The 14673-nt window shown below is 39.0% G+C and carries 9 protein-coding genes, 1 tRNA gene and 2 rRNA genes (1 of these 12 only partly in view); 11 read left to right on the top strand and 1 reads right to left on the bottom strand.

Annotation, left to right across the window (positions count from 1 at the left end):
• Window positions 1-35: 35 nt before the first annotated feature.
• A complete protein-coding gene (locus IGI97_RS09860) occupies window positions 36-221 on the bottom strand; it encodes a YjzD family protein (RefSeq protein WP_002355945.1) in 186 nt (61 codons plus the stop codon).
• 117 nt (window positions 222-338) lie between these two features.
• Here IGI97_RS09860 and dnaE point away from each other — a divergent pair, with 117 nt between their 5' ends.
• The 11 genes from dnaE to IGI97_RS09805 form a co-directional block, all read left to right on the top strand.
• The gene (dnaE, locus tag IGI97_RS09855) at window positions 339-3668 is read left to right on the top strand and encodes a DNA polymerase III subunit alpha (protein WP_438738545.1); all 3330 of its coding nucleotides are present in this window, start codon (window positions 339-341) and stop codon (window positions 3666-3668) included.
• Between the two features lie 172 nt (window positions 3669-3840).
• Entirely contained in the window at window positions 3841-4803 is a 963-nt protein-coding gene (gene pfkA, locus IGI97_RS09850; RefSeq protein ID WP_002355947.1) for a 6-phosphofructokinase, read from the top strand.
• A gap of 64 nt (window positions 4804-4867) precedes the next feature.
• Window positions 4868-6625, top strand: coding sequence for a pyruvate kinase (pyk, locus tag IGI97_RS09845; RefSeq protein ID WP_002355949.1), 1758 nt, complete (start codon window positions 4868-4870; stop codon window positions 6623-6625).
• A gap of 373 nt (window positions 6626-6998) precedes the next feature.
• Entirely contained in the window at window positions 6999-7568 is a 570-nt protein-coding gene (locus tag IGI97_RS09840) for a YceD family protein (protein WP_438738543.1), read from the top strand.
• 56 nt (window positions 7569-7624) lie between these two features.
• Complete coding sequence (rpmF, locus tag IGI97_RS09835; RefSeq protein ID WP_002355952.1) at window positions 7625-7804, top strand: 50S ribosomal protein L32; 180 nt, start codon at window positions 7625-7627, stop codon at window positions 7802-7804.
• Window positions 7805-8008: 204 nt separating this feature from the next.
• The gene (gene gndA / locus IGI97_RS09830; RefSeq protein WP_002355953.1) at window positions 8009-9430 is read left to right on the top strand and encodes an NADP-dependent phosphogluconate dehydrogenase; all 1422 of its coding nucleotides are present in this window, start codon (window positions 8009-8011) and stop codon (window positions 9428-9430) included.
• Between the two features lie 157 nt (window positions 9431-9587).
• On the top strand, window positions 9588-10274 hold the full coding sequence (locus tag IGI97_RS09825; RefSeq protein WP_002355954.1) for a response regulator transcription factor: 687 nt from the start codon (window positions 9588-9590) through the stop codon (window positions 10272-10274).
• 10 nt (window positions 10275-10284) lie between these two features.
• Window positions 10285-11793 (top strand): HAMP domain-containing sensor histidine kinase, encoded by a 1509-nt coding sequence (locus tag IGI97_RS09820; RefSeq protein WP_002363430.1) that lies wholly within the window; start codon window positions 10285-10287, stop codon window positions 11791-11793.
• A gap of 643 nt (window positions 11794-12436) precedes the next feature.
• A 16S ribosomal RNA gene (locus IGI97_RS09815) occupies window positions 12437-13997 on the top strand.
• A gap of 79 nt (window positions 13998-14076) precedes the next feature.
• A tRNA-Ala gene (locus IGI97_RS09810) sits at window positions 14077-14149 on the top strand.
• A 176-nt stretch (window positions 14150-14325) separates the two neighbouring features.
• Window positions 14326-14673: ribosomal RNA gene (locus IGI97_RS09805) — 23S ribosomal RNA — on the top strand; it runs 2565 nt beyond the window's last position.
• The 16S and 23S rRNA genes sit together here with 1 tRNA gene alongside, the layout of an rRNA operon.

Genomic DNA, 14673 nt, shown 5'->3' with positions numbered 1-14673 from the left:
AACCAGTTACAATAACTTTAGTAACTGGTTTTTTCTTATTTAACAGGTTTGGTTTCTTTCGGTACTGCAAAGTGTGCAATTAATAAAATAATAACGGCTGTTGCCAACGATAGAATCGTTGTCATTTTAAAGTCGTATGAACCACCAGATAATGCACCGCCGATATATCCAACGACTTGGCCTAATGCGAAGGTCCAGAAAAATACAACAAGATAACGCATATGAGCACCTCTTTTCTAGCTCTTAGTTTAGCATATTTTCTTTAAAAGTAAAGAATCCGCGATAGGAAAATAAGAGAAGAGGCAAAAAATAGCAAGGATTCAAAAAGGAGCTGTCCAATGTCATTTCCACAATTACATACCGTTACTTCCTATTCGCTTTTATCTAGTACGGTTAGGATTCGTTCCTATGTAAAACAAGCGAAAGCGTTAGGTTATCAAACATTAGCGATTACCGATATCAATGTCTTGCATGGGGCGGTTGAATTTTATGAAGCATGCCAAGAAGCGGGAATTCAACCAATTATCGGTTTAAGATTAGAATATACCCCAGCAGAAAAAGAAGGGCATTCCGAGTTGCTTTTATTTGCTAAAAATTTAAAAGGGTATCAGCAATTAATGCAACTATCTAGCAGCAAAATGACGACAGAGGGTCCCTTTTACTTAGCGGAACATCAATCCTTATTAAGTGATTTATTTGCCGTGACTTTGTCAGCCAAAGGAGAAGTCGCCCAAACATTTTTTGAAGATGAACAACAAGCGGTTCACGCTTTCCAACAACTTGCTTCATATTTTGATCCCCAGTCGTTATTTGTTGAACATTCTTTTTCAATGAATCAACAACGCAATCCAGCGCTCTTTTCTTTTTACCAAAGAGAACAATTACCTGGCGTGGCTTTGCAAGAGGTACGTCATTTAACAAGGGAAGAAGGCTTTGCCGTAACTGTTCTTGAGAGCATCAAAGAAAATAATCAATTGAATATTACAAGCCAAACACCGGAAATAGAAGGTCTGAATTACTTGCGTGAAGCAGAGACGACGATGGAACAAATGCTTCAAATAGCTGGTGCAGAAGTGGTCCAGAATACGATTCAGCTAGCTGAAAATTGCCGAGTTGACATTCCTTTACATCAAAAATTATTACCGCATTTTCCTGTGCCTGATAATCAAACGGCTGGTTCTTATTTACGCTCATTGTGTTTAGAAAAATTATCAGAAAGAGTGCCTCATCTAAATGAAGTTTACCAAAAACGATTAGAAAAAGAGTTAACCATCATTCACAATATGGGCTTTGATGATTACTTTTTAATCGTTTGGGATGTGATGGACTTCTGTCATAACAATCAAATTGTTACAGGCGCTGGCCGAGGTTCAGCGGCAGGCTCTTTAGTGTCCTATGTGCTATCAATTACAGATGTAGATCCAATCAAATATGATTTGCTTTTTGAACGTTTTTTGAATCCAGAACGCTACACGATGCCCGATATTGATTTAGATATTCCTGATAATCGGCGGGAGGAAGTTTTAGCTTATGTCAGTCAAAAATATGGTCATTATCACATGGCGCAAATTGCCACGTTTGGTACGATGGCTGCGAAAATGGTTTTACGGGACGTTGCACGTGTTTTCGGGTTGTCCCAGAGTGAAGCGAATCGTTGGTCGGCAGCTGTCCCCAACAAGCTAAAAATTACGTTAGAAGAAGCATACCAAGAGTCAAAACGGATGCAAGAATTGGTCAATTTTTCACCAAATAATCAATTGCTCTATAAAACAGCTGTTCAGCTAGAAGGATTGCCTCGCCATGTTTCTACGCACGCAGCAGGTGTGGTAATTAGTGATGAAAATCTTTTGAATTTGGTTCCGTTACAACCAGGATCGAATGAAATTTTATTGACCCAATTTACTATGAATGATGTTGAAAAAATTGGTCTTCTGAAAATGGATTTCTTGGGCTTAAGAAATTTATCTATCATTGATGATACCCTCACAGCTATTAAACGCGTCTATAATCAAACCATTCATTTAAATCAGATTCCATTAGATGACGAAACAACGCTGGCTTTATTTAGAAAAGGGGAAACAAGTGGTGTTTTCCAGTTTGAATCTGCTGGAATTCGGAATGTATTAAGAAAATTAGGACCAACTAGCATTGAAGATATTGCTGCTGTCAATGCCTTGTATCGTCCTGGTCCGATGCAAAATATTGATGTTTTCATCCGCCGGAAAAAAGGCTTGGAACAAATTAGTTATCCAGAGCCTAGTCTCGCCCCCATTTTAGAAAATACGTACGGAATTATTGTTTACCAAGAGCAGATTATGCAAGTTGCTGCGAAAATGGCAGGCTTCTCTTTAGGGCAAGCTGACATTTTACGTCGGGCCATTAGTAAAAAGAAAAAAGATGTGCTAGATGAAGAACGGAATCATTTTGTTAATGGTGCGTTACAACAAGGCTATCCCCAAGAAACAGCTAACCAAGTGTACGATTATATTGAGCGCTTTGCTAATTATGGCTTTAACCGCTCGCATGCATTTGCCTATTCCTTTATTGGTTTTCAAATGGCTTACTTGAAGGTTCATTATCCGAGTGCTTTTTATGTCGCATTGTTGCATTCTGTTCGTCATAATCCAACAAAAATTAAAGAATATATTGGCGAAGCTAGAAAAAACAAGCAGACGATTTTGCAGCCGTCAATTAACCAAAGTCACTACAGCTTTTACCTAAATCAGCAACAGCAAATTTTATTTGGTTTTAGTTCTTTAAAAGGAATCCGCCGAGACTTCATTCAAAATATTTTAAATGAACGCCGAGAAAATGGACCGTACAAAACGTTCGATGAGTTTCTTTTGCGAATTGACCGTAAGTGGTTGAAAGTTGAAAATATCGAACCATTGATTGCCATCGGTGCATTTGACGAAATTGCGCCTAATCGCCGTCAATTAGCGGTAGGTTTAGAGAGTAATATCCAAAGTATTCTTCTCAGCGGTGGTAGTATGGATTTGTTAGAAACGTTGAAGCCAAAGGAAGAAGAAATTGCCGATTATCCGCTAGAAGAGCGACTAGAACAAGAAGAACAATATTTAGGGGTCTATTTATCAGGACATCCGACAGAAGAGTTCAAAAAAACACGCTTAGCCAAGCAAACGCAACTTGTTCATGAACTTGTTGAAAATCAGCCCACGAAATTATTGATTTATGTCAAAAACATTCGGACGATTCGGACCAAAAAGGGAGAACAAATGGCCTTTGTTGATGGGGATGATACAACAGGAAGTATTTCACTAACGTTGTTCCCAACCGTTTTTCGCCAGTTAAGACAGAGTGTCGAGAAAGGGCAAGTTTATTATGTGGAAGGAAAAGTGGAACGCAGTACGTACAATCAAGAATTGCAAATATTGGTTCAACGAATAGAAAAAGCGCAACAAGTAGAAACATCAATTAGTGACGAAACGTGTTTTATCAGAATTACAAAAGATGTCGAACAAACGGACGTTTTTCAGAAAATGAAAGAGGTACTCAGTCGTCATGCTGGACACATTCCAGTGATTGTCTATTTTGAAAAAACAGGAAAGAAAATAGTATTAAATGAAGAAAATTGGGTCGCTCATACAAGCGCTAGTCAGCAACAATTAGCTTACGTTTTAGGTGAGCAAAACGTCATTTTCAAATGATTTACGGTAAAAAATACTAGTTGTTTTCAACTTTTTTCATTTTTTTCTTCTTAACTCAAGACATTTTGGTTCTTTAATGGTAAAATGAATGACGTAATATTTTTGTATATCAATTTTTGCGAAAAGGTTTCTTTTGGCAGTTGAAAGTATATTATATGAGGTGAAATAGCGAATGAAACGCATTGGTATTTTAACCAGCGGGGGAGATGCCCCTGGAATGAACGCTGCAATTCGTGCAGTCGTACGCAAAAGTATTTTTGATGGAATCGAAGTTTACGGTATTAACTATGGATTTGCCGGTTTAGTCGCAGGCGACATCCGTCGTTTAGATGTTGCTGACGTTGGCGATAAGATTCAACGTGGTGGAACATTCTTGTACTCTGCTCGTTATCCTGAATTTGCTACTGAAGAAGGGCAATTAAAAGGAATCGAACAATTGAAAAAATTCGGTATTGAAGGCTTAGTTGTTATTGGTGGAGACGGTTCTTATCATGGCGCAATGGCTTTGACAAAACGTGGTTTCCCCGCTGTTGGAATTCCTGGAACGATTGATAATGATATTCCTGGAACAGATTTCACAATCGGTTTTGATACAGCGATTAACACTGTTTTGGAATCAATTGACCGAATTCGTGATACAGCGACTTCTCATGTTCGTACATTCGTTATCGAAGTAATGGGACGTAACGCTGGTGATATTGCATTGTGGTCAGGCGTGGCTGGCGGAGCAGATGAAATCATTATTCCTGAACATGATTTTGATATGAAAAACGTTGCCAAACGTATTCAAGAAGGCCGCGACCGCGGGAAAAAACATTGCTTAATCATTTTAGCAGAAGGCGTAATGGGCGGAAATGAATTTGCTGATAAACTTTCTGAATACGGTGATTTCCATACGCGTGTATCAATTTTAGGACACGTGGTTCGTGGGGGCTCGCCAAGTGCTCGTGACCGTGTATTAGCAAGTAAATTTGGGTCATATGCTGTTGAACTTCTAAAAGAAGGCAAAGGCGGTTTATGTATCGGTATGTTAGATAACCAAGTAGTTGCAGCTGATATTATTGACACGTTAGAAAACAATAAACACAAACCAGATTTATCTCTTTATGAGTTAAATCATGAAATTTCTTTTTAATCTTGTATATTAGCTAATCTTATTAGCTTTGTATAAACAAATTTGGAATAGGAGCGTTTTAGTAATGAAAAAAACGAAAATCGTATGTACGATTGGACCAGCTAGTGAATCCGTTGATATGCTAGTAAACTTAATTAATGCAGGTATGAATGTTTGCCGTTTGAACTTTTCACATGGTGACTACGAAGAGCATGGTGCTCGTATTAAAAACATTCGTGAAGCTGTAAAAATTACAGGGAAACGCGTAGCGATCTTACTAGATACAAAAGGTCCTGAAATCCGCACAAATGACATGGAAAATGGCGCAATCACAATGAAAATTGGTGACTCAGTACGTATTTCTATGACAGAAGTTTTAGGAACAAATGAAAAATTCTCAATCACTTATCCAGAATTAATCAATGATGTAAACGTAGGTTCACACATTCTTTTAGATGATGGTTTAATCGATTTAGAAGTAACTGATATCGACCGTGATGCAAACGAAATCGTAACAGTTGTTAAAAACGAAGGCGTCTTGAAAAACAAAAAAGGCGTTAACGTACCAGGCGTTTCTGTAAACTTACCAGGGATCACTGAAAAAGATGCTAACGATATCCGTTTCGGAATTGGTCAAGGAATTGACTTTATCGCAGCTAGCTTCGTTCGTCGTGCTTCTGACGTTTTAGAAATCACTAAAATTTTAGAAGAAGAAAACGCAACACACATCCAAATCATTCCTAAAATCGAAAACCAAGAAGGTATCGATAATATCGATGAAATCTTAAAAGTTTCTGATGGTTTAATGGTTGCTCGTGGTGACATGGGTGTTGAAATTCCAACAGAAGATGTTCCAGTTGTCCAAAAAGCTTTAATTAAAAAATGTAATGCTTTAGGTAAACCAGTTATCACTGCAACACAAATGTTAGATTCAATGCAACGTAACCCACGTCCAACACGTGCGGAAGCAAATGACGTAGCAAACGCAATCTACGATGGAACAGATGCAGTAATGTTATCAGGCGAAACTGCAGCAGGGGATTACCCATTAGAAGCTGTTCAAACAATGGCTCGTATTGCAGTTCGTACAGAAGAAACATTAGTTAACCAAGATTCATTCGCATTGAAATTATATAGCAAAACAGATATGACTGAAGCAATCGGACAATCTGTTGGCCATACAGCACGTAACTTGGGTATCCAAACAATCGTTGCGGCAACAGAATCAGGCCACACAGCACGTATGATCTCTAAATACCGTCCAAAAGCACATATCGTTGCAATTACGTTCTCAGAACAAAAAGCACGTAGCTTATCATTATCATGGGGTGTTTACGCAACAGTTGCTGACAAACCATCAAGCACAGATGAAATGTTTAATTTAGCTTCAAAAGTATCACAAGAAGAAGGTTATGCTTCAGAAGGTGATTTAATCATTATCACTGCTGGTGTTCCAGTTGGCGAAAAAGGGACAACAAACTTAATGAAAATTCAAATGATCGGTTCTAAATTAGTTCAAGGTCAAGGTGTCGGCGAAGAAGCAATTATTGCAAAAGCCGTTGTGGCAGGAACTGCTGAAGAAGCAGTTGCTAAAGCGACTGAAGGAGCTATTTTAGTTACAAAAACAACAGATAAAGAATACATGCCAGCAATTGAAAAAGCATCAGCATTAGTTGTTGAAGAAGGTGGTTTAACTTCTCATGCAGCTGTTGTAGCGATTGCGCAAAATATTCCAGTTATCGTAGGTGCTGCAGATGCAACATCATTAATTAATAATGACGAAGTGATTACTGTTGATCCTCGTCGTGGTATTGTTTACCGCGGAGCAACAACAGCTATCTAAGTCTAATTAATTCAATCATTTGATTTTAAGCAATATGTACTCGGACGCAAAGCTGGGACAAACCGATTCGTCAGTTTGTCTCAGCTTTTTTTACAAGGAAGACAGTAGTACGAAATGTTCAGAAAACACGTATTCAGTAAATAAAGAGTTGGGCGCAAATAGTAAAATTATGTCTTAGTTTTAAATTATCTATGTTATTTCACACAAAAATTTTGTTATTTAATTAAATAAGCGCTAAGCTATCTTCAACAGAAAAACAATTATAAAAAAAACGAAAGAAAAACAGGAAATAAGAAAGGGCTGTCAAGAAAATTTCATTGACAAAGCTTTCATACCCCTGTATAATAGCTTTTGTTGCTTAGGAGTGATAATTATGAAGTGGTCTTTGTTAGAATTAAATAAATACAAAGAAGAGCCGCTAGTGTTTTCAGAAACATTGCATCTTAAAGAAGAGCTTCTTCAACGAGATGATACCTTGTTGGATGTAAGTCCAATCAAAGTAGAAGGCTTATTAGCAGTCAATAAATCAGAATATTTACTTCATTACACTATTCAGGTAACTGTAACCGTTCCTTCATCCCGTTCTTTAGAACCTATAGCTTTGCCAATGCAAATCACGGTCGATGAAGTCTTTATGACAAAAGAACAAATGGATACAAGAGATGAACGATTTGCAGCTGAAGAGATTATTTTATTGGACAAGCCAACAATTGATTTAGATGAATCTGTCGAAGACAACATTCTATTGTCCATTCCAATTCAAGTGCTTACAGAAGAAGAACAAAACAGTCAAGAAATGCCAAGTGGCAATGACTGGGAAGTGATTTCAGAAGAAGCATATTTGGAAAGTAAGCAGAAAGCAGCAGAACAAACAGTGGATCCTCGTCTGGCTAAACTATCAGAATTACTCAGCGATAATGCTGAAGAGGAAGATAACAGCTAGGTTGGAATATATTGTGTATGTAAATACACGCATCTTTACAAGGAGGTGGAACAACAATGGCAGTACCAGCTAGAAGAACTTCTAAAGCGAAAAAAGCAAAACGTCGCACACACTACAAATTAACAATCAAAGGCTTAAATGCATGCTCAAACTGTGGTGAAATGAAAAAAAGCCATCACGTATGTCCAGCATGTGGTCACTACGATGGAAAAGACGTAATGTCTAAAGAAGCATAAGCATAAAAACATTTTTTGAAATGTTGAATCCCCTAGGCTAACCATGGAGCCTAGGGGATTTGTATTTTTTTAAGAAAATATGAAGAAATTGGAAATTTATTGGCACTATATTGTTTTCATATGAAAGATAGTGCGTTATAATAGTGAGGATTATAAGAGAATGCTCATAGAATTTTCGTTGATTATAATATAGGAGGTCATAAAATGACAAAACAACAATTTGGCGTAGTCGGCATGGCTGTCATGGGAAAAAATCTTGCTTTAAACATTGAAAGCAGAGGCTATACAGTTGCGCTGTATAACCGTACAGGATCAAAAACAACAGAAGTGGTTGAAGAACATCCTGACAAAAACTTTCAAGCAACATACTCAATTGAGGAATTTGTGAATGCAATTGAAAAACCTCGTCGAATTATGTTGATGGTTAAAGCTGGACCTGCAACAGATGCGACAATCCAAGAATTGTTACCACACCTTGATAAAGGCGACATCTTAATTGATGGCGGTAATACGTTCTTCAAAGACACAATGCGACGTAATGAAGAACTAGCAAACTCAGGAATTAACTTTATTGGTACTGGCGTTTCTGGCGGAGAAGAAGGAGCCTTGAAAGGACCATCTATCATGCCTGGCGGACAAAAAGAAGCGTATGAGTTAGTTGCGCCAATTCTTGAAAAAATTTCAGCTAAAGCAGAAGACGGTGAACCATGTGTGACTTACATTGGCCCAAATGGTGCTGGACATTATGTAAAAATGGTTCATAATGGGATTGAATATGGGGACATGCAATTAATTGCTGAATCCTACGATTTAATGAAACAAATCTTAGGCTTATCTGTTGATGAAATGGCAGAGATTTTCAAAGAATGGAACGAAGGCGAATTAGACAGTTACCTTATCGAGATCACGGCTGACATTTTGACACGTAAAGATGATGAAGGAACCGACCAACCAATCGTTGATGTTATTCTTGATGCAGCAGGCAACAAAGGAACAGGTAAATGGACAAGCCAAAGTGCGTTAGATCTTGGCGTACCATTACCATTAATTACAGAATCAGTATTTGCACGTTTTATTTCGGCTTACAAAGAAGAACGCGTAAAAGCAAGTGGCATTTTATCAAAACCTGCAGCCTTTAACTTTGCAGGCGATAAAAAAGAATTGATTGAAAAAATTCGCGAAGCATTATACTTTAGTAAATTAATGAGTTATGCGCAAGGTTTTGCACAACTCCGTGCAGCTTCTGAAGAATACGGATGGGATTTACCATTTGGTGAAATTGCAAAAATCTGGCGAGCAGGTTGTATTATCCGTGCACAATTCTTACAAAAAATTACCGATGCATATGAAAAAAATCCAGCACTTGAAAACTTGTTGTTAGATGAATACTTCGTAGAAATTACGAAAAAATATCAACAAGCCGTTCGTGAAGTTGTTGCGATTGCTGTTCAAGCAGGTGTTCCTGTACCAACATTCTCATCTGCAATTGCTTATTACGATTCTTATCGTTCAGATCGCTTACCAGCGAATTTAATTCAAGCACAACGTGATTACTTCGGTGCTCATACGTACGAACGCACAGACAAAGAAGGAATCTACCATTACAGCTGGTACAACGAAGAATAAACACGCTGGAGACCATGAGTGTGGCTCACCATGCTCATGGTTTTACTGTGGCTTAAAAAAGAACCAGATAGATTGAGTAGTAATTCTCTAATAAGTAGTAAGGAATAAAAAGGTTGAGCTTGAGTATAGCTTTTAAAGAGAAAGGACAATTAATCAAATGAGCAACATTTTAATTATTGAAGATGAAAAGAACTTAGCGAGATTCGTTGAGCTTGAATTAAAACATGAGGGGTATACGACAGAAGTACACTACAATGGTCGTACAGGATTGGAAGCCGCTCTTAACAACGAATGGGATGCTATCCTTCTTGATTTGATGTTACCAGAATTAAATGGATTAGAAGTATGTCGCCGTGTTCGCCAAGTGAAAAATACACCAATTATTATGATGACTGCGCGTGATTCAGTAATTGACCGTGTTTCTGGCTTAGACCATGGAGCGGATGATTATATTGTTAAACCATTTGCAATTGAAGAATTGTTAGCTCGTTTACGTGCGTTACTTCGTCGTATTGATATTGAGGGCGATAAAAACGTTGCAAAACAAACAACGATTACATATCGTGACTTAACAATTGAAAAAGAAAATCGTGTCGTTCGTCGTAATTCTGAAATGATTGAATTAACAAAACGCGAATACGAATTACTATTAACGCTAATGGAAAACGTGAACGTTGTCTTGGCACGTGATGTGTTACTAAATAAAGTTTGGGGCTATGAAACAGAAGTAGAAACAAACGTTGTGGATGTGTATATCCGCTACTTACGAAATAAAATTGACGTACCTGGAGAAGAAAGCTACATCCAAACTGTCCGTGGAACTGGCTACGTTATGCGTTCGTGAGAACTAATTAATGAAAAGAACGATTAAAAAAGAACTGGAAGGCCCATCTTTAACTATAAAGTGGGCTTTCGCAAGTTCTTTCTTTATATTTGTAGTTTTTACCATTTTTGCGGTGATTACCTATAAGTCTTCTGTCAGTCTTATTGTTGCCAAAGAAAAGGAAAATGTCGAAGCAACGATTGCAGAAGTAACAAATCGATTAGCTAATGCCAATGAAAATTTAACGGTAACAGACGTTTTTGACTATTTAAAAACGCCGAGTGAAAGAGATGAAAACTACTATAATAAGCATACAGCAGTAGAAGGTTCGTTTATGGAAATGGACAGTTTCATATCTGAACTAGGACAACCAGAACTTTATTTATCTGTGTATGACACAAACCAAAAGCTAGTTTTTAAAACACAAAATGAATATGATAAGTTATTACAATTGGATCGACAATTACCTGTTGTTCGAACCGTTTTTGATAAAACCGGTTTTTATTCCGTGGAACCTATTTTTTCAAAAGAAACACGAGAAAAGATTGGCTATATTCAAGCGTTTTATGAACTTTCTTCTTTTTATGAAATTCGTAATCATTTATTATTAACACTTGTAGTTTTAGAAGTGATTTCTCTGATTGTAAGTAGTGTCTTAGGCTTTATCCTCTCTTCTTATTTCTTAAAACCATTAAAAGTATTGAGAGACACGATGGATACAATCCGCAAAGACCCGCAATCAGATGTCCACATGCCGGAGATTAATACGAGAGATGAGTTAGCAGATATCTCGGAAATCTTTAATGAAATGTTAGATCGTATGAGACGCTATATCGAACAACAAGAGCAGTTTGTTGAAGATGTTTCCCATGAATTAAGAACGCCCGTTGCGATTATGGAAGGCCATTTAAACCTTTTAAATCGTTGGGGGAAAGACGATCCTGAAATTTTAGATGAATCATTAAAGGCCAGTTTACAAGAAATTAGTCGTATGAAGAGTTTGGTCCAAGAAATGCTTGACCTTTCACGCGCTGAACAAGTGGACACCCAATATGCAAATGAACGAACAGATGCTAAACAAGTAGTCTACCAAGTATTTAATAACTTCCAATTGGTTTATCCTGAGTTTCATATCACATTAGATGACGATTTACCAACCGAAGTTGAACTGAAAATCTATCGTAATCACTTTGAACAATTGCTAATTATTCTATTAGATAATGCTATTAAATATTCAACAGATCGAAAAGAAGTGCATATTTCCATTTCTCGAACGATGAATGAATTTGAAATAGCTGTGCAAGATTTTGGTGAAGGAATCACTGAAGAAGACTTGGAGAAAATATTTGATCGATTCTATCGAGTAGATAAAGCCCGTGCAAGAAATAAAGGCGGTAATGGCTTAGGACTATCGATTGCAAAACAATTAGTCGAAAACTATAAAGGACGTATTGATGCAGAAAGCGTATTGCATCAAGGAACGATCTTTAGAATTTTTATTCCAATCGCTGGAATAAAAGAAGAGAGCAACGTACAATAAAGTACGTTGCTTTTTTTACGAATGATTAACGAACATTTCAGTAAGAGAAAAGGGATTATAAGATAAAGAAACGAATGTTTTCTTTGCAGAAAATATTCATCGTTCGAAATTGAAAAAAATGTTATTTTTCTGCAAAATAATAGTTGCGTTTTAGAAAAATCCTTGGTATATTAATATCTGTTCTGACAAACAGTTCGTTAAGAAAAAAGTTTTAAAAAGTTAAAAATTTTTCTTGACGAAAAGATAAATAACATGTTAGAATAACAAAGTCGTCAAAGAGATTGCTTTTAAATCAATCATTTGATCAAAAAAACTTGTTATAAAATAACAAAAAAGTTTTAAAAAGTTGTTGACAAACAACTGAGATAATGATAAGATATAGAAGTTGTCACAACAGACAACGACAACCGAGCAAAACAACTTAAAAAACTTTTTCAAAAAAGTTCTTGACATTCAAACGAAAGTTTGTTATGATATAAAAGTTGCTGCGAGGTAACGTAGACCTTTGAAAACTGAACAAAGAATAGACGAACCAAATGTGTAGGGCGTCTTGATTCAATTCAAGACAACAAACATTTTTAACAAGCAAGCAATATGCTAGCAAACAAATTGAGCTTAACAATCGCAAGATTGTTCTAACTTTTATTATGAGAGTTTGATCCTGGCTCAGGACGAACGCTGGCGGCGTGCCTAATACATGCAAGTCGAACGCCTCTTTCCTCCCGAGTGCTTGCGCTCAATTGGAAAGAGGAGTGGCGGACGGGTGAGTAACACGTGGGTAACCTACCCATCAGAGGGGGATAACACTTGGAAACAGGTGCTAATACCGCATAACAGTTTATGCCGCATGGCATAAGAGTGAAAGGCGCTTTCGGGTGTCGCTGATGGATGGACCCGCGGTGCATTAGCTAGTTGGTGAGGTAACGGCTCACCAAGGCCACGATGCATAGCCGACCTGAGAGGGTGATCGGCCACACTGGGACTGAGACACGGCCCAGACTCCTACGGGAGGCAGCAGTAGGGAATCTTCGGCAATGGACGAAAGTCTGACCGAGCAACGCCGCGTGAGTGAAGAAGGTTTTCGGATCGTAAAACTCTGTTGTTAGAGAAGAACAAGGACGTTAGTAACTGAACGTCCCCTGACGGTATCTAACCAGAAAGCCACGGCTAACTACGTGCCAGCAGCCGCGGTAATACGTAGGTGGCAAGCGTTGTCCGGATTTATTGGGCGTAAAGCGAGCGCAGGCGGTTTCTTAAGTCTGATGTGAAAGCCCCCGGCTCAACCGGGGAGGGTCATTGGAAACTGGGAGACTTGAGTGCAGAAGAGGAGAGTGGAATTCCATGTGTAGCGGTGAAATGCGTAGATATATGGAGGAACACCAGTGGCGAAGGCGGCTCTCTGGTCTGTAACTGACGCTGAGGCTCGAAAGCGTGGGGAGCAAACAGGATTAGATACCCTGGTAGTCCACGCCGTAAACGATGAGTGCTAAGTGTTGGAGGGTTTCCGCCCTTCAGTGCTGCAGCAAACGCATTAAGCACTCCGCCTGGGGAGTACGACCGCAAGGTTGAAACTCAAAGGAATTGACGGGGGCCCGCACAAGCGGTGGAGCATGTGGTTTAATTCGAAGCAACGCGAAGAACCTTACCAGGTCTTGACATCCTTTGACCACTCTAGAGATAGAGCTTTCCCTTCGGGGACAAAGTGACAGGTGGTGCATGGTTGTCGTCAGCTCGTGTCGTGAGATGTTGGGTTAAGTCCCGCAACGAGCGCAACCCTTATTGTTAGTTGCCATCATTTAGTTGGGCACTCTAGCGAGACTGCCGGTGACAAACCGGAGGAAGGTGGGGATGACGTCAAATCATCATGCCCCTTATGACCTGGGCTACACACGTGCTACAATGGGAAGTACAACGAGTCGCTAGACCGCGAGGTCATGCAAATCTCTTAAAGCTTCTCTCAGTTCGGATTGCAGGCTGCAACTCGCCTGCATGAAGCCGGAATCGCTAGTAATCGCGGATCAGCACGCCGCGGTGAATACGTTCCCGGGCCTTGTACACACCGCCCGTCACACCACGAGAGTTTGTAACACCCGAAGTCGGTGAGGTAACCTTTTTGGAGCCAGCCGCCTAAGGTGGGATAGATGATTGGGGTGAAGTCGTAACAAGGTAGCCGTATCGGAAGGTGCGGCTGGATCACCTCCTTTCTAAGGAATATTACGGAAATACACATTTCGTCTTTACTTTGTTCAGTTTTGAGAGGTCTACTCTCAATCAAATAAGTTCGGGGCCTTAGCTCAGCTGGGAGAGCGCCTGCTTTGCACGCAGGAGGTCAGCGGTTCGATCCCGCTAGGCTCCATTGATAGCTTTTGCTATCAGATTCGTTCATTGAAAACTGGATATTGAAGTAAAAAGAATCAAAACAAACCGAGAACACCGCGTTGAATGAGTTTTTTAATAAGTTCAATTGCTTATTTATTGATTAACCTTCTATCGCTAGAAGAAGTGATCAAGACCCAACCGTAAGGTTGATAAGGTTAAGTGAATAAGGGCGCACGGTGGATGCCTTGGCACTAGGAGCCGATGAAGGACGGGACTAACACCGATATGCTTTGGGGAGCTGTAAGTAAGCTATGATCCAGAGATTTCCGAATGGGGGAACCCAATATCTTTTATAGGATATTACTTTTCAGTGAATACATAGCTGATTAGAGGTAGACGCAGAGAACTGAAACATCTTAGTACCTGCAGGAAGAGAAAGAAAATTCGATTCCCTGAGTAGCGGCGAGCGAAACGGGAAGAGCCCAAACCAACAAGCTTGCTTGTTGGGGTTGTAGGACTCCAATATGGTAGTCTGTTAGTATAGTTGAAGGATTTGGAAAA

This window comes from Enterococcus sp. DIV2419, from assembly GCF_051711865.1.
GTDB lineage: Bacteria > Bacillota > Bacilli > Lactobacillales > Enterococcaceae > Enterococcus > Enterococcus faecalis.
Note: the sequence above shows the minus strand (reverse complement) of the source record. Positions and strands in the feature narration are given on the sequence as shown.